Annotated in this window: 19 protein-coding genes; 5 read left to right on the top strand and 14 right to left on the bottom strand. The window is 67.5% G+C overall.

Annotated features, from left to right (window positions below):
• Window positions 1–216 precede the first annotated feature (216 nt).
• Complete coding sequence (locus QH195_RS07755; RefSeq protein ID WP_280420840.1) at window positions 217–705, bottom strand: FBP domain-containing protein; 489 nt, start codon at window positions 703–705, stop codon at window positions 217–219.
• A 340-nt stretch (window positions 706–1,045) separates the two neighbouring features.
• On the opposite strand from QH195_RS07755, the gene QH195_RS07750 reads away from it, so the two are divergent.
• Together QH195_RS07750 and zapE are read left to right on the top strand one after the other, a co-directional pair.
• The gene (locus QH195_RS07750) at window positions 1,046–2,512 is read left to right on the top strand and encodes a flavin-containing monooxygenase (protein WP_280434880.1); all 1,467 of its coding nucleotides are present in this window, start codon (window positions 1,046–1,048) and stop codon (window positions 2,510–2,512) included.
• Between the two features lie 146 nt (window positions 2,513–2,658).
• On the top strand, window positions 2,659–3,726 hold the full coding sequence (zapE, locus tag QH195_RS07745) for a cell division protein ZapE (RefSeq protein WP_280434879.1): 1,068 nt from the start codon (window positions 2,659–2,661) through the stop codon (window positions 3,724–3,726).
• Here zapE and QH195_RS07740 read toward each other — a convergent pair.
• Entirely contained in the window at window positions 3,720–4,181 is a 462-nt protein-coding gene (locus QH195_RS07740) for a hypothetical protein (protein ID WP_280420837.1), read from the bottom strand. The two genes, zapE and QH195_RS07740, sit on opposite strands and share 7 nt — an antisense overlap.
• Window positions 4,182–4,398: 217 nt before the next feature.
• On the opposite strand from QH195_RS07740, the gene QH195_RS07735 reads away from it, so the two are divergent.
• Window positions 4,399–4,836 (top strand): hypothetical protein, encoded by a 438-nt coding sequence (locus tag QH195_RS07735; protein ID WP_280420836.1) that lies wholly within the window; start codon window positions 4,399–4,401, stop codon window positions 4,834–4,836.
• 106 nt (window positions 4,837–4,942) lie between these two features.
• Here the strand turns inward: QH195_RS07735 and QH195_RS07730 are convergent, their stop codons facing one another.
• The 3 genes from QH195_RS07730 to QH195_RS07720 form a co-directional block, all read right to left on the bottom strand.
• On the bottom strand, window positions 4,943–7,360 hold the full coding sequence (locus tag QH195_RS07730) for an acyl-CoA dehydrogenase (protein ID WP_280434878.1): 2,418 nt from the start codon (window positions 7,358–7,360) through the stop codon (window positions 4,943–4,945).
• A gap of 140 nt (window positions 7,361–7,500) precedes the next feature.
• On the bottom strand, window positions 7,501–7,833 hold the full coding sequence (locus QH195_RS07725; RefSeq protein ID WP_432278828.1) for a maleylpyruvate isomerase N-terminal domain-containing protein: 333 nt from the start codon (window positions 7,831–7,833) through the stop codon (window positions 7,501–7,503).
• Window positions 7,834–7,905: 72 nt separating this feature from the next.
• Window positions 7,906–8,598, bottom strand: a complete 693-nt coding sequence (locus QH195_RS07720) for an O-methyltransferase (protein WP_280420833.1) — start codon at window positions 8,596–8,598, stop codon at window positions 7,906–7,908.
• 120 nt (window positions 8,599–8,718) lie between these two features.
• On the opposite strand from QH195_RS07720, the gene QH195_RS07715 reads away from it, so the two are divergent.
• Both QH195_RS07715 and QH195_RS07710 read left to right on the top strand, forming a co-directional pair.
• A complete protein-coding gene (locus QH195_RS07715) occupies window positions 8,719–9,441 on the top strand; it encodes a TetR/AcrR family transcriptional regulator (RefSeq protein ID WP_280434876.1) in 723 nt (240 codons plus the stop codon).
• A 171-nt stretch (window positions 9,442–9,612) separates the two neighbouring features.
• Window positions 9,613–10,743, top strand: coding sequence for a nuclease-related domain-containing protein (locus tag QH195_RS07710; protein ID WP_280434875.1), 1,131 nt, complete (start codon window positions 9,613–9,615; stop codon window positions 10,741–10,743).
• A gap of 19 nt (window positions 10,744–10,762) precedes the next feature.
• Here QH195_RS07710 and QH195_RS07705 read toward each other — a convergent pair whose 3' ends face one another.
• The 9 genes from QH195_RS07705 to QH195_RS07665 form a co-directional block, all read right to left on the bottom strand.
• Window positions 10,763–11,449, bottom strand: coding sequence for a DNA alkylation repair protein (locus QH195_RS07705; RefSeq protein WP_280434874.1), 687 nt, complete (start codon window positions 11,447–11,449; stop codon window positions 10,763–10,765).
• Window positions 11,450–11,614: 165 nt separating this feature from the next.
• Window positions 11,615–13,381, bottom strand: a complete 1,767-nt coding sequence (locus QH195_RS07700; protein WP_280434873.1) for a CocE/NonD family hydrolase — start codon at window positions 13,379–13,381, stop codon at window positions 11,615–11,617.
• 54 nt (window positions 13,382–13,435) lie between these two features.
• On the bottom strand, window positions 13,436–14,659 hold the full coding sequence (locus QH195_RS07695) for an MFS transporter (protein WP_280434872.1): 1,224 nt from the start codon (window positions 14,657–14,659) through the stop codon (window positions 13,436–13,438).
• A 5-nt stretch (window positions 14,660–14,664) separates the two neighbouring features.
• Window positions 14,665–15,924, bottom strand: a complete 1,260-nt coding sequence (locus QH195_RS07690; protein WP_280434871.1) for a 2-hydroxyacyl-CoA dehydratase family protein — start codon at window positions 15,922–15,924, stop codon at window positions 14,665–14,667.
• Window positions 15,921–17,180, bottom strand: a complete 1,260-nt coding sequence (locus QH195_RS07685) for a 2-hydroxyacyl-CoA dehydratase family protein (RefSeq protein ID WP_280434870.1) — start codon at window positions 17,178–17,180, stop codon at window positions 15,921–15,923. The genes QH195_RS07690 and QH195_RS07685 overlap by 4 nt, the downstream gene beginning before the upstream one ends.
• Complete coding sequence (locus QH195_RS07680; RefSeq protein ID WP_280434869.1) at window positions 17,177–18,415, bottom strand: CaiB/BaiF CoA transferase family protein; 1,239 nt, start codon at window positions 18,413–18,415, stop codon at window positions 17,177–17,179. The genes QH195_RS07685 and QH195_RS07680 overlap by 4 nt, the downstream gene beginning before the upstream one ends.
• Window positions 18,415–19,569, bottom strand: a complete 1,155-nt coding sequence (locus QH195_RS07675) for a CapA family protein (protein WP_280434868.1) — start codon at window positions 19,567–19,569, stop codon at window positions 18,415–18,417. Before QH195_RS07675 ends, QH195_RS07680 begins: the two co-directional genes overlap by 1 nt.
• The gene (locus QH195_RS07670; protein ID WP_280434867.1) at window positions 19,566–20,390 is read right to left on the bottom strand and encodes an amino acid ABC transporter ATP-binding protein; all 825 of its coding nucleotides are present in this window, start codon (window positions 20,388–20,390) and stop codon (window positions 19,566–19,568) included. The genes QH195_RS07675 and QH195_RS07670 overlap by 4 nt, the downstream gene beginning before the upstream one ends.
• Window positions 20,387–21,319, bottom strand: a complete 933-nt coding sequence (locus QH195_RS07665; protein WP_280434866.1) for an amino acid ABC transporter permease — start codon at window positions 21,317–21,319, stop codon at window positions 20,387–20,389. The genes QH195_RS07670 and QH195_RS07665 overlap by 4 nt, the downstream gene beginning before the upstream one ends.
• Window positions 21,320–21,346: the final 27 nt, after the last annotated feature.

The following is a 21,346-nucleotide window of genomic DNA, read 5'->3' as shown; positions in this document are numbered from 1 at the left end:
GGTCCGGGATATATCGGTGTCGTCCAGAACGCCTGTGGCCAGACAACCGTTCTCTTGTTTGGTCGGCTGCTCCGGTCCGTCCCGGCCGGGGAGGATGCGGGCAGCTCCGGAGTCCGCGGGGTAGTGCAGAATCCGGAGCATGCCGCGGGCTCGGTCTCGAGTGTCGGCGCATGGGCCACAACCTCTTTCTCACGTCTCGATCGATTCAGAAGATGTTCAGGCTCGGACCCGGCCGAGGAACGCGGTCACGTTCTGCCGGATCTGGCGGATCCGGTCACCGGGGTCGAAATCGTCGCGATAGGCGCGACCGAGGGCCGGGGTCTTCTTGTTCCGGGCGTACAGCGAACAACACAGGTCCTCGCACATGTACGTCCCGGTGGTGTTGCCGCGACGGCCGGCCTCGCCGGATTTACGGGCGGTCATCAGCACGACGCCACCGTTGCTGTGAGTGGTCGAGCAGATCGTGCACATCTGGGACCGGCGCGGACCACCGGTTTCGTAGCGCAGCGCGATACCGGCGAGACCGTCCGCCTCGGGTACCACCAGGTAGGCACGGCCGGGTAACCCCGGATCGGACCAGCCGAGAAAGTCCAGTTCATCCCAGGGACGGGAGTCCAGATCGGGTGGCACCGTGAGGCGTTTGGCGTCACCTTTCGAGCAGTTGACGAACGATGCTCTGATTTCTCGTTCGGTTACGGGTTCCATCGGGTATCGAATCTCCTTCGCGTGATCAGGATGGGCAAACCGCGACACCCTATCGACCGCACCGAAGCCCCGGCAACGTTATTTCCCCACGTGAACGTGTTGACGTGCGGTCCGATATGCGGGCCGGCCATCCGGATCGGATGTCGATATGGTTCCGCCGCAGCTCGGCCCGGTCTGCTGTCACTTGGCCGAAAGTCCAGATCCGAACCCGCACCGCGCGCCTACAGTGAGTGGAGCCACAGTCGGACGTGACCCGGCAGGAGCGTGCCGGCCCCGGAGGCGGTGGCCGAGCGTCACGACACCAGGGGACACGCTCGTACCCGATGGACAGGGAGCAGCTATGAGCGGGACACACCGGATATCGGTACTCGTGATCGGCGCCGGATTCGGCGGTATCGGGGTGGCCGTCGAATTGCGGCGCCACGGGTTCGGCGATATCGCCATCCTGGAGAAGGCGCAGGACCTCGGTGGAGTCTGGCGGGAGAACACCTACCCCGGAGCTGCCTGCGATGTGCCGTCACCGCTGTACTCGTACTCGTTCGAGCCGAAGCCGGATTGGCCGCAGCGCTACTCGGGGCAGGCCGCCATCCACGACTACCTGCGCGGGGTCGCGCGCCGGCACGATCTGCTCGACCGCATCGAGTTCGGCGTCGAGGTCACCGAGGCCGCATTCGACGAGAGAACCGGCCGCTGGACCGTGCACACCGCCGACGGCGCGACCCGGACCGCCGAGGTACTGATCTCCGCGGTCGGTCAGCTCTCCCGCCCGCAAATGCCGGATATCCCGGGCGTAGACAGTTTCACCGGGCAGGCATTCCATTCGGCGATGTGGGATCACACTGTGGATCTCGCCGGGAAACGCGTCGCGTGCATCGGCACCGGCGCGAGCGCGATCCAGTACGTACCGCGGATCCAGCCGCGGGTCGACCACCTCACCCTTTTCCAGCGCACCGCCGCCTGGGTGCTGCCGAAATTCGATACCGACTATTCGCCGGTACAGCACAAATTGTTCGCCCGTATTCCCGGCATGCTCTCGATCGAGCGTCTGGGCTGGTGGCTCACGGCCGAGATCTCCTCGCTGGGCCTGGTGGAGCTGCCGATCATCAGCCGCCTGGTGGCGCGTCTGGCGGCACGGAATCTCCGCAACAACGTCGACGATCCCGAATTACGTGCCAAACTCACCCCCGATTATCCGATCGCCTGTAAACGCACCCTGTTCTCCAGCGACTATTTTCCGGCCCTCACACAGCCCAATGTGGAGGTGACCACCGCCGCCGTCACCGAGATCACCCCGCAGGGCGTCCGCACCGCCGACGGCAGGCTCCACGAAGCCGATGTGATCATCTACGGCACCGGTTTCAAGGGCACCGAATTCCTGTGGCCGATGCGGATCAGCGGCCGGGCCGGCCGGGAACTGGCCGAGGCATGGTCGGACGGAGCGCACGCCTATTACGGGATGACCGTGCCCGATTTCCCCAATTTCTTCATGGTGTACGGACCCAATACGAACCTCGGGGTCGGATCGATCATCTACATGATCGAAACGCAATCCCGGTATATTCGCCAGGCCGTGCAATTGCTCGCCGGTAAACCCGGTCATATGCTCGAGGTCCGCGCCGAAACCGAGCGCGCGTTCAACGACGCTCTGCAGAAACGGCTCGAGCGTACGCCGTGGAATTTCTGCACCAGCTGGTATCGCAACGCGGCCGGAAAGATCACCAACAACTGGCCCGGTACGGTCACCAGCTACCGGCGCCGCGTGCGCAGACTGGAGCCACAGGACTACCTCCTCACGCCTGCCGCATAACTCCCGGGGGTCCGGAATCGGCTACCACCCCCGGCTTTTCGTGACATCGTCACCGTTCGCGCGATCCTTTTCACATGTGTGTCTCGTCTCTGGGCACCGCGGGGACCGGCCTGCCAGGCTGGCTCCAAGGTCACAAGGAGGTGCCGGTGGTGGGAACACGGAGCGACTGGGGGTCGGTATTCGACGATGCCGCACGCGATGCGGGATTCGATCTCGACGATTCCCAGCGCAACGCTGCCGCCCCGCTGGGCCGCCTCGGCGACGAATTATCCGGGGGGCGCCGCCTTTTCGGGCCGCCGCCGCGTGGTGTCTATGTCTGGGGTCCCGCGGGTAGGGGGAAGAGCTGGCTGGTCGACACCTTCTACGACGCCGTGCCTGTTCGACACAAACGCCGCGTCCATTTCCACGAATTCTTCCGCGAGTTCCACTCCCGCTACGCTGCCCACCGCCACGAGCCCCGGGCCGCCGAACACGCGGTCCGCGACCTGCTCGGCGCGGCCCGGCTCGTCTGCTTCGACGAATTCCATGTGCACGACCCCGGTGACGCCACCATCCTCGCCAAGGTCGTGAAGGCATTGTTCGCCCGCCGCATCACATTGGTCGCCACCTCGAATTATCCGCCGTCGGGCCTGCTGCCGAACCCGCTGTTCCATCATTTGATCGAACCGGTCGCGGTCGCGCTCGACGATGCGCTGGAAATCGTCGAAGTGGCGGGCCCGCAGGATTACCGGCAGACCGGGCCGACACCGGCCACCGGATTCGGTCTCGGCCGCTACCTGTGGCCCGGTAACAGCGACCAGCTCGCGGCGGCCGGGCTGCGTATCCCGGCACCATCCGAACGCCGGCAGGTCGCCTTCGGCACCCGAACCGTCACCGCCCTGGCGGTACGCGGCGCGGAGATCTGGTTCGCCTTCACGGACCTCTGCGACCGTCCCTTCTCCACCATCGACTACCTTCACCTGGCCGATCGGTACAGCCACTGGACCCTGTCCGGGCTTCCCGTGCTGGCGACGGCCGATCGCGAGGCCGCACAACGTTTCGCCAACCTCGTCGACGTCCTGTGCGACCGGCAGATTCCGCTGAACCTCATCGCCCGCGCGCCCCTGGGCGAATGCCTGTCCGGCGCCGGGCTGCCCGCAGATATCCACCGCACCGCCAGCCGTCTGGCTCTGCTGCCGGGCGCCGCGGACACCGCCGCGGTGGCCGGTCAGTAGTCGGGGAACAGCCAGAGATCCTGGTCCGCCACGGCCTGCAGATACGCCGCCAGCGAGCGCACCCGGGTCAGCGCGTGCCCGTCGTCACTGTCGGCACCGAACAGCGGTATCTCCGCGTCCCCCGATTCGGCCCGGCCGAGCCATTCGTCCAGCCGTTCCACGAATCCGCGCACATCGTCGGGGTCGAACAGCTCGTACAGGCTCAGCCCGAACTCGTCGGACACCCATTTCTCGTACACCTGCCCGCGGAACCCGGTCGGATCGCCGTCGGAGGGCCAGAACAACCCCCCTTGCGCGAACTCGCGCGGTAGTTCGTCGAACGGTTCGAGATCGTCCGGATGCAGCCACCCGAACTCCCCGCGCTCCTCCGCCGGCATCGCCTGGAGCTGCTGGAAGGCCGCCATATCGGATACCCGGCTCTGGCTGGGCCGGACCGCGTACACGTCGAGTCCCATGGCATGAGCCTATGCGGTTCCCCGGCCGGATGCAGGCTCTGCGCCGCATACCCGGCCTCGCGGGATCGCCGGATCCACCCACCGCGCCCGCGGGCGGCGGTAAGGTCGGATCCCGCGGCGGGCGCGGTCGTTCCAGGACCTACCCAGCAAAGGGTTTACCCGTGGCGGCTCCCGGGGTAACCGGCCCGGAACCCCGTTTTTTGAGAGGAATATTCTCTTGCGAAAGCTCTTGCGACCGTTTGCTATAGGCGCCCTCACCGCAACCGCACTGCTCCCGGTCGCGGCGCCTGCGGGTGCCCAGACGGCCGCCGATTTCCAGGACGCCCGGGTCGAGGTCGCGCCCGGATGTGCCGGCACCGTCCGCACCCAGGTTTCCGTCACTCCACTACCGACCGATGTCATCGGCGTCGGGATCTCGGTACTGTTCCGCGCGGACCGCCCGGATCCGTCGTGCACTCTGTCGGCGACGGTGTCCTGGCGCAATGTGGCGTCCGGCGCCACCGGTTCCGAGGAAGTCGCCGTCTCGTCGGTTCCTGCCCCCGGCGGCTGGTTCCCCACCGATCACGGTTACCACCGGGCGCTGGCCGACACCGGCCCGGGCCCGGTGGTCGTCACGATGAGCACGAATCCGGGCGAGGTCAGCGTCACCGTCTGACCGATCGTGAGCCGGGCGGGCAGCTACCGCCCGGCTTCGGCCCGCTCCGTCCCGGCGGGCCGACCCCGCACATACCGAACCCTGGCCCACCGGCGCACGGCGTCGATCAGGAAGTACGGCGACCGCCCCGCGGTACCTCCCGGAACGGCACAGTGTGGTCGTTCCGCGCTTCCCGGGGCATACCGAGCACCCGTTCGCTGATCACGTTGCGGGCCATTTCGGTGGTGCCGCCGCCGATGCAGCTCACCTGCCGCATCAGGAACACATCGCCGGCGTCGCCGAACTCCTCGTCCCAGACCGCGCCACCCGCGACCTCGAATTCTATGGTCGCCCGGCGCGATTCGGCGACACCACGGAACAGGCGCCCGAGGGCCGCCGACTGATCGGGGATACGACCGGACGCCATCCCGGTGCCGAGCCGCCGCTGCAGCGCGGTACCGACGAGGTCCAGCATCCGGTCCTCACCGATGAGGTCGCGCACGCCCGGCTCGTCGACGGTCCCGGCCCGGCAGGCGATCTCCACCGGCGACCGATCGGAGATCGCAGGTTTCGCGGGCACCGTGACGTAGGGCGATTCCGACAGCAGCCGTTCGTGCGACATCCAGCGGGTCCCGACGGTCCAGCCGCCGTCGACCTCGCCGATCCGGTCGGAATCCGGCACCCGCACATCGGTGAGGAACTCCTGGCAGAACTCCCGGGCACCGTTGAGCATCTCGATCTGGTGCACCTCGATCCCCGGCTGGTGGATGGGCAGGATGAAAACCGTGAGCCCGCGATGTTTCGGCACATCCCAGTTGGTACGGGCCAGGCACAGCGCCCAATCGGAATACCAGGCGCCGGTGGTCCAGATCTTGGCGCCGTTGATCACCCAGTCGTCACCGTCACGCACCGCGGTGGTCACCGCCCCCGCGACATCGGAGCCGCCGGACGGTTCGGAGAGGAACTGCATCCAGATCTCCTCCCCGCGCAGCATCGCCGGAATATGGCGCCGCTTCTGCTCCTCGGTCCCGAAATCCAGTAGCACCGCCGCGCACGGCGACAGGGTGGGCACCTGGCACCGCGACGGGTACTCGAACCCGGCCATTTCCTCGGTGAACGCCCGCTGATGCGCGGCGGTGAGCCCACGGCCGCCGTATTCGACCGGGATGGCGATACCGGCGAACCCGGCATCGTAGAGTTTGCGCTGCAACCGCCGGTCATTGCCGACGGCCGCCAGCTCCTCCTCGCGCGTCACCTTCCGCAGCCCGGCAACGGCTTCGGGCCGGAACGGGCCCAGGTGGGCGCGTATCCATTCTCTGGCCCGCAGGCGGAAGTCCTCGACGTCCTCGTTCACGCTCTGCTCATCCGGCTCGAACGACGGCCCGGTGTGGACGTTCTCCACCACCGGCTCCGAGCCCCTCGCGCGCAGCCCGTACTGCTCGATCAACCGGTCGGCCAGATTCCGGCGGTGTTCGGCCGGCGTACCGTACAGGGTGCGGTTCACGGTGGCGCGGCGCAGGAACAAATGCAGGTCGTGCTCGAACGTCAGCCCGATCCCACCGTGCAGCTGCACACAGTCCTGCAGCAGCTCGGGCCCGTAATGGCCGACGAACGCCTGCGCGACAGCCACCAGTTCACCCGAATCCGCCCGGCGCTCGCCGACCGCCGCGGCGGCGGTGTCGGCGATCGCGTGCGCCGCCTCGAGCCACGATTTCAGATCGGCCGTCCGGTGCTTGAGCGCCTGATACGACGCCAGCGGCCGACCGAACGAATACCTGTCCGCCATCCAGTCCAGCGCCATCTCGAAACCGGTCTGCATCGCGCCCACGGTTTCCGCGCACTGCACTACGACCGCCACCTCCAGCTGCCAGGCGACCTGCTGCTCCGCCCCGCCGAGCTCACCCACCAGCGCGCTGCGCGGAACCCGCACATTGTCGAACGCGACCGCCGAGAAACGGCGCGTGAGGTCGGGCGAACGCAGCGGGGTCACGGTGATTCCCGTGCTTTCCACCGGAACCAGGACCTGCGTGACCCGGCTCGCACACAAGCCGGTGACCAGCAGATATCGCGCCACCCCAGCCGACTCGACGGGCTGTTTGCGACCGTTGAGCACCAGCTCGTCGCCGTCCACTCGGATATCGAGCCCGACCCCGCGCCGCGGCGGTGGCTCGGCGTGGCACCAGGTCGCGAGGGATTCTCCCGACAGCAGTTCGCCGAGTACCTCCGGATGCGACCCGCTGCGGGACAGCGCGGCAGCTACGATATTGGCCGGCACCAGCGGCCCGGGCGCCGCATGCCGCCCGAATTCATAGGCGATCAACGTCAGATCGACAACAGGCCGCCCACTGATCGATCCGCCGCCGCCCTCCTCACTCACCAGCAGGGACGTCCAGCCCAATTCGGCCCCACCACGCCAGTAGCCGGCCGCGAATCCGTGCTCGTCGTGGCGCAACTCGCGGATTTCGTCCCGCTGGGCGCGCGCGCTCAGGAACTTTGCCGTGGTGGAGCGGAAGAACTCCTGGTCATCGGCGATATCGAACAGCATGTGATCGGCTCACTTCTCTATGGGTCTCGGGAAGCCGGATCACACGCCGACGGGTCGACGCCACCGGTAATGCTGCTTCCTGATTCGGAAATACCACTCTCTCTATCGTAGATTGCTCTTCTAATTCGAATACCGCACAGTCAGCCGCTTCCGCAATACCCGCCACCAACCGCCCTGGTCGGCGCAGTGCCGCGACACCGGCGCCGACCAGTCCTCTCACGTCTCGAAGGCGGCGGCGGCACCCCGGCCATCGGCGTGCTCGGCGGGCACGTCGGCCGGATCGTTCGGTTCCGTACGGGGCACCGCGCGGGTATGGAGCGCTTCGGTGACCCGATCATCGTGGCGGCCCAGCGCTGGGCACGTCCGACGTGGGTGACGAGGTCCGCCAGTGTCCAGCCGGGGCAGGTGGGAATCGGGGTCGGTCTCGCGCAGTAGATCGGCCAGTGCGTCGGTCTCGGCAATCGACGCCGCACGCTGAACAGCCGGGCTGGATGGGCTCACGCCACAAGGCTGTCTCCGCGAAACCGGCTCGAGAAGAGCCCATCTCAGTGTTTGACCGCGAGTTCCAGACCACCACGGAACGGCAAGGTCTGGGTGAGCAGGCCGTTGGCCGGGTCATCGATGAATTCGAAGGCTTCGCGGTAGCTTTCGGGACGGTTCTCGGTGTTGTCGATCAGGATCAGCCCGCCCGGCCGGAGTTTCGGTGTGATCAGTTCGAGCGCCGGTCGCGCCATGGCCGGCCAGATGTCGATCAAGGCCAGGTCGATGGGGGCGTCCACATTCACGAGCGTTTCCCGGAGATCTCCTTCGCGCAGATCGATATAGGCTTCGAGTCCCGCTCTGCGGAAGGTGTCTTCGGCGGCCGCGGCTTTGCCGGGTTCTTTCTCGGTGCCGATCACCACGCCGGTGCCACCGTCGGCTTCGGTGACCAGCCGTACGGCCTGGGCGAGGTAGAGCGTGGATACCCCGTAGGAGGTGCCGACCTCCACGACCCGGCGCGCCCGCAGGGCGAGGCACAGCCGGTGGCACAGCAGCGCCTTGTCGTGTTCGAGGGCGACGAGCTTATCGGCGAGGAATTCGTTGGCGGCGGTATCGAGTTCGCTGAGATCGGCGGCGTTGCCGCGAGCGGCGCGATCGGCGAAATAGGTGGTGATTCCGGTGATCTGAGCCGCGCTTCGTCGGTGCAACTCGGCGACGAGCCGGTCGAGATCAGGGTTCTGCAGCGGGCTGGGGGTCATCGTGGGCCTTTCGGTCGCGCGGTTCGGCACCACCACGGGCGGCGGCATCTCAGTGTCGGAGCGGCAGCCCTTGATGTCAATGGGTTGTGAACGTCAATTGGTGTGGGTAGTGTTCTGCCGATGTCCGAACCGCTTCCGCCGGGCCGGCGGCGCCGCAGTCCGCGCACCCGCGCCGGACGCCCCACTCTCACCGCCGATTCCATCGCCGCCGCCATGCTCGAGCTGGCGGGCCGGCGCGGATTCCAGGCGGTGACGATGCAGGATCTCGCCGCCGATCTCGGGGTCACCGTGCGGGCGCTGTATCGGCACGTCCAGGACCGGGCAGAGGTGGTCGACCGGGCCGTCCAGCTGTGGCTGTCGCAATGGCCCGACCCCGAGCTCGACCCCGCAAACTGGCGGACGAGCCTGCGGGAGTTCTGCCGGCTGCATCGCAGCATCGCGCGCCGCCATCCCCGCGCGCTGCTGGTTTCGCTGGACGAGCAGGTCGGAGATTCGCGGGTACCCGCCCGGCGGCTCACCGCCCCGGAGGCGTTCCTGCGGTTCCTGACCGATGTCGGGGTCGGACTCGACGATGCCCTGCTCGTACACGCGGATGTGATGATCCGGATCTACGGTTTCGTATTGCTGGTCGACCACCGGGCGGACGCCGGCGCCCCGGTGGACAAGCAGTATCCGGCCCCACCGGCCTGGTTCGACCACCACCGCGACCTCGAACTTCCCCTGCTGCGTCGCGCGGCGGCGGATGCCGGATTCGACGCCGACAGCCTCTTCGAGCATATGGTCACCGAGGTGACCCATACGATCGAACGCCTGATCACGTCGGCCGGACGAGAGACGGGCTGATTCCGACCGGCCTCCGCGGGCTCGGCCACCTGCCCCGACGGCGTTCCTGGACACTGGCTCAAACACGCCACTGGGTTGTCCAGGAATATCTTCTCCCGCAATCGTTCTCGAAGCGGTGAGTCCGCGGCGGCTATGGTGGCGACATCACCAGCGAAGGGAGGGGTGGGTTCGATGCTCGTCATCGCCGACAAGCTCAGATCCGGGGCGGAGAAGCGCGTCGTGTCCTGGCTGCGGAAATGGCAGGACGATTATCGGGTTCCCGGGGTGGCGATCGCGAACTGTTTCGTTTCCGGGCAGGAAGTCGATCTGGTGATCATCACCCCGCACACGACCGTCGTATGCGAGATCAAAGGGTTGAACCCTGGAGTCACGACCGGTGTCCTGCACTGCACCACCAACAGCCGGTGGAAGGTGCCGGGGTTCGACGGCGACCCGGTCGGCGTGCGTCAGAACGACACCACGCCCTACGACCAGGTCAGGGACGGTGCCTTCAAGGTGAAGAACGCGGCGGCGCGGGCCGGTGGGCCCGCGTTCGTCACCGGTCTGGTGGTCGTGGTCCCGCCGCGCGGATCGAATCTGCGACTCGACAAGAAATCGGCACCGCAGGGTTGTGACGTGCTGCTGTGCAACACCCAGAATCCGCTGCGGGCCTGGTTCCATCGCGCCCATCACCGCAGCGCTGTGGTGTGGACCGCGGAACAGGCATACGCCTTGATCGAGGCCCTCGAACACGGTGACAGCACCACCGTCGACGGTCTGGCCGCCGAAGGATTCCCCCTCGAGGCGCCACCGCAACCGGTCGCACCGCTCGATCCGGCTCGCTCGGAACCGGCGGCGCCGGTCACCGTACCCCCGCGCGAGGAGCCACCCGAATCCGTGACTCCCGCTCGGCCGACGACCTACCGGCCCCCGTCCCCGCCCCCGTCGCCCCGGTCGGAGGATCCGGATCCTGCCCCCGCGGAACCCACTCCACCACCTGGACGCGAGAACCTGGTTCCGGCACCCGCCGAACCCACGCCGGAACCACCGCCACCACTACTGCCCCAGGGCCCCGCGGCCTTCGACGACCGGCGTCGCCGACGCGCCCAGACCGCGACCGGATTCGCGGCGATCGGCGTCCTGGCGGCCGGGATCTGGCTGGTGGCTCAGCTCGGCCACGGCCGCACCGAACCACGGGAAACCACTGGTCAGCAGCAGAACAGCGTGGTCACCGAACAGACGAGCGTGCCGCCGCCACCCGCACCGGAGACGAACCCGCCCGCATCTCGGACCGCCTGTTTCCCGTTCCAGCCGAACTGCTGAACTCCACCGCCGACCATGATCACTTGCCTTCCTGCCGGCGCACGATTTCGGCAATCCAGATCGGCGCGAACGGCGAGGTGCAATTCGGGGGCGTCGGGTAGTCCTTCAGCACCTCCAGGCGCTCGCCGATCTCGACAGCACGGGCGCGGTACTCGGCATGGTCGATCCCGATCTGGGCGAGGCAGTGGTTCATCGCCCACTGCAGACGGTCCGGCGCTGTTTTCATCTCCGCCTCGATGATGTCCAGCAGGCCGGCCAGGTCGAGGCCCTCGGGCTTTTTCGCCACCCGGTCGGTGGTCAGTGCCCAGCCGGCGCTCGCCACCACCGGGTCCGGGTCGGTGAACCAGCTCACCCGCAGTTCCTCGGCGTACGGGTTCTTCTTCACCACATAGTTGACCAGCCAGTCCTGAACCTTGGGGGTCCGGGCCTGGCGCAGCATGGTGTCCAGCTCGGCACGGTCGAACGCCTTCGGGCGGCAGACCAGCAGTGCCAGCAGTCGCGCCGCGCCGTCGCCGGTGTTCCAGAGTTCCCGCGCGAGGTCGTGCTGGGTTTTCAGCTGCTTCGCGAGTGCGCGCAGTTCGGTGAGGTTGACCCCGTGATCGTCGCCGTGCTTCTCGTTGACCGCGCGGATCTTCGGATCCTCGAGCGCGGCCAATTCGGCCAGCACCGCGGCCGCGGTGGCCGAGTTCTTCGTCACCTGGGCCATCCCGATCTCCTTCCTACCCGTCTGCGACTCAGCGTACGACGACGGCGGGCACCCTCGGGCCGGCGCATGCCGAGGTGTGGTCCTGCCACTCACCTCGGGCGATGGGTTGGCCCGGAAGTGCCGGCGGATGCGGGTCCGCCGGGCTCGGTGAGTCGGTGGACCCGGTCAGGACGTCACAACGGGCAATCGGATCAGCGAGGGCTGGGCCGGATCGCTCACGACTTCGACTGTCGAACCGTGCGCGTCGGGTAGCGGGATGCTTTCCCGGTGGTCGTAACCGGTCACCGTTATCTGCATCCGATGTCCTGCCCGGAACACGTAGGACAGGGGCAGGATGTCGAATCGCATTCGCACGGCCTGCCCGGGAATCAGCGGCTGTGCGTCTTCGCGGAAGGAACGGTGGTACGGCACGGCGTCCGGAAGTTTATAGGGCGCTGGGCTTTCCGCGCGCAATGAAGCAGCCGACCGGCCCTCGGTGACCACCGAAACCGTCCCGTCCGGCGCCACGTCCTCGACATACGCGAATATGTGGGCGTCGGGGCGGTCGACGCGGATGGTCAGATCGGCCACGGGTGTACCGGTCACCTCGGTGTCGTGGGTGAGCGGGTCGGTTGTGTACGAGATCCCCTCACCGGCGGTATGGCAGGGCTGGACGGTCGCTCCCGAACCCGCCTCCGGGCATTCGACCGCGGTGTTCACCGTGAACTCACGCGTACCGGGAGCCCGCGAGCCGAGGCCCCGGTCGCCGCCGAGCGGGAAATCGGTCAGACCGGAATCGGTGGGCGGCCAGGACTGTGCCTCGCGCCAAATGATCGGGCCGGCGGGGTCATCGATATCGGAGACGGTGGCGTAGCGGATCGGCGGTGCTTGGGCGAGACCGGTGTCGATTCCTTTGAGGTGCTCGTCGAAGAAGCGGTGTGCCTCCTGGACCAGCGCGAGCCCGGGGTTCTCGCAGTGCAGCCACGGTCCGATCAGCAGTTTCGACCCGGAGGTGTTGAGCGCGGTGACAATGCCCTGGTCCCGGAATTCGTCGCGCCAGCCGCCGACGATGTACAGCGGCACCCGGGATTCGCGGATCTGCGCCGCGTAGGTGCTGAGGCTGCCTTCGGCCCAGAACCGGGAGGCGACCAGCGGGGAGAAATCGTCGCGATAGGGCATACCGGCCCACATCTGCGCCAGCGGTGTCGATTTCTGGTGTTCTTCGGCGGCCTGCCGCAGCAGCACCTTGTCCTCGTCGCCGCCTACGGGCGTGACCTGCATATCGTCGGCGACGGTGCGAGTAGGCCCATAACCCCACTGCGCGGCGATACCGCCCCGTCGCATGGCGTCGAATTTGTTCCACGAGAAGCAGCCCGCGAACGCCGCCTGCAGATGCGGGGGCCGCATGGATACCGCGTGCATCGCCGCGTCACCGGTGTTGGAGCAACCGTAGATTCCGACCTGCCCGTCGGACCACGGCTGGGCGGCCAGCCATTCGGTGATGTCGTAGGCGTCCTGGGCCTCGACCCGGTCGTGGTAGCCGCGCCGGACTCCGAACGATTGCCCGTTACCGCGCCGGGCGACCTGCGCGATGACATAGCCGTGGTCGGTCAGCGCGGTGAGGTTGGAGTATCCGGCCTCCCGCGGGCCCACGCCGTCTTTGGGACTGGGGTAGATATCCAATTTGTGATGCCAGACCACCGGGAATCGTCCCTCGGCCGGGCGGCCGCCGACGGCCGGGCGGCGCAGCAGGACCGCCAGCCGGGTACCATCGGTCATCGGCAGATAGAAGGTCTCGGTGGTCGCCTCGGTGTACTGCTTGTCCGGGGTGTAGTCCGCGAAACCGGCCGACGCGGACTCCGTACCACTCGTACGGGCGACTACGCCGAGCATTGCGGCCGCAATGACCAGCAGGCCGACGAGACCGGCGATCGGCAGGCGATATCTGGACATGGGTATCTCCTTGACATTGTCACGGCGAGAACGGGTCCCGCCTGATCGCTGCGGTCAGCGCCGCAGCGGTGTGTGCTCGGGCGCCGAATGTGGTTTCCGGTCATCTCCGCGCGCCAGGACGGCACCGCACACCAGGCAGGTGACCGTCCCGGCGAGCAGAGCCACCCGAGCCGAGGAACCGTCGATGATCGACCCGGCGATCACGGCCCCCACGGGGGCGACGCCGACACTGCTCATGGTGAGCAGCCCGGCGGCCCGCCCGAGCAGACCCGGCGGGCTCAGCAGCTGGACCGTGCTGTTCAGCGAGCTCTGGAACGCGCCCAGGCCCAGGCCGATCAGCGGGGAAATGAGCAGGAATATCAGTGGATTCGGGGCCAGTGCCGCCGACCCCAGCGCGAGACCGAGCGTTGCCGTGGCCGAAGCCACGACCCGGGTGCCCCGCTGTGCGATCGCCGATACGATCAGTCCGCCGATCACCGCGCCGACCGCGTTCAGCGCATGCGCGGCCCCCAGCTGCGCCGGATCGCCGTCGAGGGTGATCGTCACCATGGCGGTGACCACCACCATGAAGTTCATGGCGAGAACGGTGACGGCGATATTGGTGCCGAACAGCCGCCGCAAGGTCGGGTCGCCGAGTAGTGTGCGTACCGCACCGGTGCCGGAGTCGGCGGCCCGAACCTGCTTCTCCGCGAAAGTTTTCGGATTCATCAGGCACAGTGCCAGCAGGACGCTCGAGTAGGTGATCGCGTTCACCGTGAAGCAGGTGGCCGCGCCCGCGGCGGCGTAGGTCAGGCCGGCCAGCCCGGGACCCAGCGACCTGGCCGCGGACAATGCGACGGTATTCAGCGAAACCGCCGAACCGAGCTCGCGGGGACCGACGAGCTCGTACAGGAACGCCTGCCCGGCTGTGCGATCGAAGGCCTGCACCGTCCCGCTGAGTGCGATGATGCCCAGCAGCGTGGCAAGTCCGCTGTGGCCCGTTGCCGCGGCGACGGCCAGACCTGCGGCACACAACATCATCAGCGGTGCGGTGACGAACAGAATGCCGCGCGGACGGAACCTGTCGGCGACCGCACCGGCCGGCGCGGAGAGCAGCAGCATCGGGGTGAACTGGCAGACCGCGACCAGCGCCAGCGCCAGCGCACTCTCGGTCGTCTCGACGATCCACAGGCTCAACGCCAGATTCTGGAACCAGACTCCGGTGTTGGCGAAGACCTGCCCGCCGAAGTACAGCAGGAAATTCCGCCGGCGCAGCGGCGGCGGGAGCAGCGTCGGCACGGTGATCAGCCGAGCACTCGCCGCTCCAGGAAATCGCCGATGGCGGTTTCCAGCGCGGCCGCGGCGCCGCCCCGGGAATCGGCGTTGTCGGCGTTGATCTCGAGCACCGGGATACCGGCCTGTTCCAGTGCCTCGGTGGTGAAGGCCGAACCGGGAACGTCGTCGGCCACGAGATGGACGACGGCGTCGACACCGTGATTCCGGGCCTCCTTGACATACCACTGCGACGACCACGGCGGGGTGTACAGCTGATCGGTGAATCCGGTGAAGCGGGCCGCCAGCGCGCGCATCGGGTCGTCACCGTAGCGGGCGTAGCCGTCGGCGGCGATCGCCAGGTACATCGACCAGACGAACACCGCGCCGTACTTCTCCTGGAAGCGCTGGTACAGGCCGAGATCGAACCAGAGTCCACGCCCGATCCACATCAACCGCACCTGTTCTCCGGGGCAGACCGCCCGCCCGTCGCGTACCGCCGCCTCCACCTCGTGGAACAGTGCACGCGCCGCGTCCCGCGCCCATTCGCTGCCGCGGTGCCACTGGGGGATCATCACCGCGGGAATGCTGTCGTTGATCGATACCGGGGCCGGCCGGGTGGCGGCGATGAGGTCCCGCGTCCGTTTGTTCCATTCGACCTGCTCGTTGACCAGGTTCATCACCTCGGCGAGGCGGCCGATATCGAAGCGGCGCCCGGTGCGTTCGGTGAGAAAGTCGACGAGTTGCCAGTTCTCGCTGGTCATCAGGTCGAGCCGGTCCTTCGCATAGGCCCGCTCCCATTCGTGCGGGACGATTTCCCACCAGTTGTCGGGGGTCGTGGTGGCGGAGGACCGCTCGAAGGGGAAGAATTCGGTATCCGGGTGCTCGGCCCACAGATCGAAAACCTTGCGGGTGGCATCACCGCTGCATTCGGCGATCACGAAATCGGGCCGGGGCAGCCCACCCCACGGCGCCTGTCCGGCCGGCAGTTCCATGGCACCGAGACCGATCGCGTCGTACTGCAGCGAATCGTCCGGATAGCCTTGCGCGGCAATACTGTTCAATGCCGCCGGGCCCAGCCGCTTGGCCGATAACACCGACGCCCACCACTGGTTCACCACATACGGGATCCCCATGGCCCGCAGAATCTCCTGCGGCGCGTCGGCATTCACGAGGGCCAGTGGCGCACCGGCGGCGACCTCCGCACGCATGCGGGCGAACCACTGCTTCTGATGTGCGGTCGCGGCCGTCGCCGCGGCGAGCCGGGCCGGGGCGGTGTGGGGTGCGTTCATCGTGCCGTGACCTCGTAATCTTCCCGGATGAGCAACTCGACGGCGGTTCCGAGTTCGTCCGCCGACCAGATATGTGCGGCGATGGGCAGTGCCACAACCCGCATATCCGGCCCCAGCTCCCGGATCAGCCCCGGCCGATCCCAGCCGGGCGCGGGGTCGTTGCGCCGCCCGACCGAAAGCACCACCTGTGCGCCGCAGCGGCGGGCGCAGGCCGCGCTGAAGCGGGCGCGGTCGGACAATCCGGACGCCTGCGCCATCGGACCGAGCCGCAGCCGGTGCTCGGCGAGGGCGGTGTACGCGGTCGGCAGGTCGGTCGCCGCGGTGGGGATATCCCAAAGATCCGCCACCGGATCACCCCAGTTGTGATCCTCCCCGGCGATCAGCACACCGGCGGATTCGAGACCGTCGTACACCGGAACCCGGTCGACGGTACTGCCCGTGAGAAAGACACGGAGTCTGCTACCGGCCGGGCGCCCGGGAGTTCCACCGGTGACCGTAGTCGCGGTCCGGGTATCGAGGCCTGGGCCCGAGGACCCGTGCTCGTCGAGCAATGCAGTGACCCACGTCAGGCAGTCGGCCGGTGCGTCCGTCTGCGCGAGGGCATACAGGCGTAGCGCGGTCGCGCCGGGGACGGCGCCCTCCGCTCTCGAGGCACGCAGGGCACGCAGGGCCGAACCGAGCCGCCCACGGACTTCCCGGGCCTCGTGCAGGGCAGTGGCGGTGATCTCGGTTCCGGTCCACGCTGCCACCGTGTCGGCAAGCTGCGCGAGCTGACCGGCGTTGTAATCACGCGTCGATTCGCGCGGCAGATGCAGCAGGTCTACCAAGTGCACGTCCGGTACCGCGCGTCCCTGTTTCGCCAGCATCCGCAGGACATAGAACAGGCGTAGCGAAGCCTGGCAATCCCGGGAGACGATCAATCCGCGCAGAAAACCGAATTCGCCGGCGAGGATTCGATCGAGAATCGAATGGAATGTGGAATCCACTGTGGTGCCAAGCAATTCGACGGCTTCCCGGCCGATTTCGCGGTCCGCGGCGGACACCCGGAACGCGTGCGCACCGCAGGCCTCGATGATCTCGATCGGCACATCGCCACCGATTACACCGATCACCGGGCGGCGGGCACCGGCCGGTGCGGATTTTTCCACCGCGCCACCGGGCACAGATCCGGGTACCTCGGCGCCTCCGAGACCTGTTGCGGCCCGGAGCACGCTGGAGTCGTGCAGTTCCCGGATCCGATCTCCGATCCCGCTCACAGCACCTTGCCTTCGGCCAGCGCGGCGATCCGCGCCGCGTCGTATCCGAGCAGTTCACCGAGCACGTCGTGGTTGTGTTCGCCCAGCGCCGGCGCGGGCCGGTCGAGGCTGGTATCACTGTCGGACATCGTGATCGGCAGACCGCTGCCGAACAGTTCGACGACGTCGCCGTAGCCGGGGTGGGTGAGCGGAACGACTTCGCCACGCTGCCGCACGATCGGATCGCGGACCGCGTCCCGCGGTGACCGGACCTCCGCGCAGGGCGCGCCCTGGCTCTCCAATTCCGCGACCACCTCGGCGACCGGTTTGTCCGCCGCCCAGTGCGCGATCATGGCGTGCAACTCGTCGGCGTGGTGGACCCGGCCGTCCCGTTTCGCGAAGCGCGGGTCGCTGATCAGATCGGCACGACCGATCGCCTTCAGCACCCCGTGCGCGAACGCATCGGTGGGACCGCAGATCGCGAAGTGGCCGTCCGCGGCGGGGAAGACCCCGAACGGGGCCAGTCGCGGCACCATATCACCGGTACGAGTGGGTAATCCGATCATTTCGAAGGCGTCGAACGGTTCGGCGGCGACGAGGGAGGTGAGTGCGCCCAGCATGGAGACATCGACATGCTGGCCGCGGCCGGTCTGCCCGGCCTGGATCACGGCCGACAGTGTGCCGATCACCGCGAACAGCGGAGCGAGCAGGTCACCGATCGGCAAGCCGAACCGGATGGGTGCGTCACCGGGGTTACCGGCGGTCATCATGACACCGCTGAGTGCCTGGATGATGGTGTCCATCGCCTTACCGGTGCCCGGACCACCTTGACTGCCGAAACCGCTGATCGAGGTGTAGACGATCGCCGGGTTCACGGCGGCGACAGCGGCGTGATCGATCCCGAGCCGTGCGGTGACTCCGGCGCTGTAGTTCTCGACCACGATATCGGCGTGCGCGACCAGGTCGAAGAATACTTCCCGGCCCTCGGGCCGCTTCAGGTCGAGGGTGATCGATTCCTTGTTCCGGCCACGCGCGAGCATCGATACCGACATATCTTCTTCTGCGGTGCGCCGTACCGAGAGCCCGTCGCGGGTGACGTAGGGGGAGTTGTTCCGGGAGGCGTCGCCGCCGCGCTCCGGATTCTCGATCTTGATCACCCGGGCGCCGAGCCCGGCGAGCAGCAAGGTGGCGTACGGACCGGCGAGCGCCGTCGTCAGATCGAGAACGATTGTGCCTTCCAGCGGCCGTCGATCCATCAGGGTGTCCTTTGCGGTAGCTCGGGCTCGGCCACGGTGACAACATCCGCGTTCCGCTGGAACTCGGTGGTGAAACCGGCTGCCCGGGTGATTTTTTCGACATAGTCGGCGACTTCGGCGCCCCGCTCGCCGACAGGCGTCACGGGCACCGGGCGCGCGTCGTCGTCGATCCAGCACGGCACGAAACCCGCGCGGATCATTCCGTCCGGGCCGAAGGTGCACGAGGCGATGGCGGTGTTGCGGCTCTCCGGGTGGAAGGGATAGGACGGCATATCCGGGTCCGGGACGAATCCGAACATCTGCTGCCGGCGCGCCGCCCACGCGCGGCGCTCCGCAGAGTCACCGCCGGCGGGAGTCAGGGCGTGGGTCACGGTGACGAAGTTGCCGAGACCGTGGAAGATCGGTTTACCGCGGTACATTTCGATCCCACGCATGATGTGTGCGTGATGCCCGATCACCATATCGGCGCCGGCGTCGACCGCGGCCTGCGCGAGCGGTGATTCGTAATCGGCCAGCACCGCGGGGGTATGACCGATCCCTTTGTGCAGAGCGACGACCACGACATCCACTTCCGCCCGTAAGGCCCGGATATCGGACTTCATCTGCGCGAGACTGTCCGGGGCCACGAAGGTGTAGACCGTGGGCGGCCCACCGGGAGTGGCCGATTCGAGTTCGTAGTGGGTGAGAACTTTGACATAGGCAGCGCCCGCCTTCTGCGAGGCCGCCCACGAATCCCGGGGGCCCACACAGTTGAAGCTGAGCACACCGATCCGCAAACCGCCCGCCTCGTGGACGGCGGGTTCGCGGGCGGCGGCGAGGTTCGCTCCCCCGCCCGCGGTTTTCAACCCGGCCGCCCGCGAATACCGGATCGTGTCGAGGACGCCGTCGGTGCCCACGTCGTAGAGATGGTTCCCGGCGAGGGTGACAACAGCGAACCCGGCGGCGGCGACGGCGCCGAGCGCTTTCGGATCGGCCGGGGGCGCCGGCACGTCGGTGCTGGCCTGGACGGTGCTCGTCGAATGCGGGACCTCGATATGACCGATCGCGAGATCGGCGGCCCGCAGCACCCCTGCGCTCGGCGCGAAATAGGAAGCGGGATCGGGTTCGTCCAGAACGAGGTCGCCCACCGCCAGGATCGTGCAGGTGCCGCTCATCGGGCCTCCTCGGCGAGTTCGGTCACCTGTCCGGCCCCACGGGATTCGTTGAAGCGGCTGAGGAATCGTTGCAGCCGCTCGGTACGCGGGCGTTCGAAGAATTCCGCGGTGACGTTCTGTTCGACGACCTTGCCGTCGACCATGAACACGCACCGGTCGGCAACCTGGCGGGCGAATTCCATTTCGTGGGTGACCACGACCATGGTCAAACCCGAACGGGCGAGATCCTTGATCACGGTCAGCACCTCCTCGACCAGTTCGGGGTCCAGGGCGCTGGTCGGTTCGTCGAACAGCAGCACCCGCGGCCGGGTCGCCACCGACCGGGCGATCGCGACCCGCTGCTGCTGACCACCGGACAGTTGCCGCGGATAGGCGTCCGCCTTGTCCGGCAGACCCACCTTCTGCAGCAGGGTTTCGGCTCGCTCGCGGGCCGCGGCCTTCGACATCCCGTGCACCGCTACCGCGGCCTCGGTGATGTTGCGCAGCACGGTCCAGTGCGGGAACAGGTTGAACTGCTGGAAAACCATGCCCATCCGGCGCCGCTGCGCGGCAATATCGTCTTCGGACAGCGGCCGCAAAGCACCGTGTTTATGCGCGAAACCAAGGAGTTCGCCGTCGAGATAGATCGCCCCGCCGTCGATCTTCTCCAGCTGATCGATACAGCGCACCAGCGTGGACTTGCCCGATCCGGAGGGGCCGAGAACAACGACCACCTCCCCTTCGGCGACGATGAGATCCACACCGTCGAGCGCCGGGCGGCCGTGATAGGCCTTGCGCAGATTCGACACCTGCACCACAGGCGTGGCGGCCTGATCGCTCATCGGACGTTCCTTCCACGATTCAGCGCGCTGCGCCACAGACTCGGCCGGATCTCGTCGCGCCGTTCGCCGCGGCCGTAGCGGCGTTCGAGCCGGCGCTGGAACACAGTGAGCAGCGAAACCACGGCCAGGTACCAGATGCAGGCGACTATCAGCAGCGGCACCACCTGGTAGGTCCGGTTGTAGATGAGCTGCACGGAGAACAGCAGATCGGTCATGGCGATCACCGAGACCAGCGAGGTGCCCTTGAGCAGCGAGATGAACTGGTTGCCGGTGGGCGGCACGATCACCCGCATCGCCTGCGGCAGGATGATCCGCGAGAACGTCCGCCAGCGGCTGAAACCCATGGCCATCGCGGCGTCCCGCTGGCCGGCGTCGACCGCCCCGAGACCGGAGCGGATGATCTCCGACATATAGGCGGCTTCGTGCAGGCTGAGCCCGATCAGCGCGGCGGTGAGCGGGCTGATCAGTTCGGTCGACGACCACGAGGCGAAGGTGGGACCGAACGGGATGCCGATCGACAGCTGCGGCAGCAGGTAGGCCAGGTTGAACCAGAAGATCAGCTGAACCAGCGGCGGGATACCCCGGAAGATCGCCACATACCCCTGGCATACCAGGCGCACCGGCCAGAAGTCGCTGTTCTGGCCCGCGGCCAGTGCCACGCCCAGCAGCGAACCGGCCACCATGCCGACCACGGTGATGAACACCGACATGGCCAGGCCCTTCAGGACCGTCGGGTAGAACAGGTAGCCCCAGACGATATCCCAGCCGAACCGCTCGTTCGTCACGATGAAATTGGCCAGCTGCGCGGCCAGCACCAGCAGGACCACAGAGACGATCCACCGCAGCGGGCGCAGGCGCGGCCGGGCCGCGGAGACATCGTCGGGGCCGGATACGGTCGCCGCGGGCCGCTCGGTCAGGGATGCGGTCATGGGGTTTCCTTGTTCGTCGGACATGGG

It is taken from the genome of Nocardia carnea (assembly GCF_029868855.1).
GTDB lineage: Bacteria > Actinomycetota > Actinomycetes > Mycobacteriales > Mycobacteriaceae > Nocardia > Nocardia carnea_A.
This window is presented reverse-complemented; position numbering and strand designations above follow the sequence as displayed.

What these genes read in the sequence shown, in the direction of transcription:
- QH195_RS07710 (WP_280434875.1), top strand. Translation starts at nt 9,613, where the DNA reads ATGCTCGTCATCGCCGACAAGCTCAGATCCGGGGCGGAGAAGCGCGTC.
- QH195_RS07755 (WP_280420840.1), bottom strand. Translation starts at nt 705, where the DNA reads ATGGAACCCGTAACCGAACGAGAAATCAGAGCATCGTTCGTCAACTGC.
- QH195_RS07680 (WP_280434869.1), bottom strand. Translation starts at nt 18,415, where the DNA reads ATGGATCGACGGCCGCTGGAAGGCACAATCGTTCTCGATCTGACGACG.
- QH195_RS07690 (WP_280434871.1), bottom strand. Translation starts at nt 15,924, where the DNA reads ATGAACGCACCCCACACCGCCCCGGCCCGGCTCGCCGCGGCGACGGCC.
- QH195_RS07720 (WP_280420833.1), bottom strand. Translation starts at nt 8,598, where the DNA reads ATGACCCCCAGCCCGCTGCAGAACCCTGATCTCGACCGGCTCGTCGCC.
- QH195_RS07740 (WP_280420837.1), bottom strand. Translation starts at nt 4,181, where the DNA reads ATGGGACTCGACGTGTACGCGGTCCGGCCCAGCCAGAGCCGGGTATCC.
- QH195_RS07665 (WP_280434866.1), bottom strand. Translation starts at nt 21,319, where the DNA reads ATGACCGCATCCCTGACCGAGCGGCCCGCGGCGACCGTATCCGGCCCC.
- QH195_RS07675 (WP_280434868.1), bottom strand. Translation starts at nt 19,569, where the DNA reads ATGAGCGGCACCTGCACGATCCTGGCGGTGGGCGACCTCGTTCTGGAC.
- QH195_RS07705 (WP_280434874.1), bottom strand. Translation starts at nt 11,449, where the DNA reads ATGGCCCAGGTGACGAAGAACTCGGCCACCGCGGCCGCGGTGCTGGCC.
- QH195_RS07715 (WP_280434876.1), top strand. Translation starts at nt 8,719, where the DNA reads ATGTCCGAACCGCTTCCGCCGGGCCGGCGGCGCCGCAGTCCGCGCACC.
- QH195_RS07750 (WP_280434880.1), top strand. Translation starts at nt 1,046, where the DNA reads ATGAGCGGGACACACCGGATATCGGTACTCGTGATCGGCGCCGGATTC.
- QH195_RS07670 (WP_280434867.1), bottom strand. Translation starts at nt 20,390, where the DNA reads ATGAGCGATCAGGCCGCCACGCCTGTGGTGCAGGTGTCGAATCTGCGC.
- QH195_RS07700 (WP_280434873.1), bottom strand. Translation starts at nt 13,381, where the DNA reads ATGTCCAGATATCGCCTGCCGATCGCCGGTCTCGTCGGCCTGCTGGTC.
- QH195_RS07730 (WP_280434878.1), bottom strand. Translation starts at nt 7,360, where the DNA reads ATGCTGTTCGATATCGCCGATGACCAGGAGTTCTTCCGCTCCACCACG.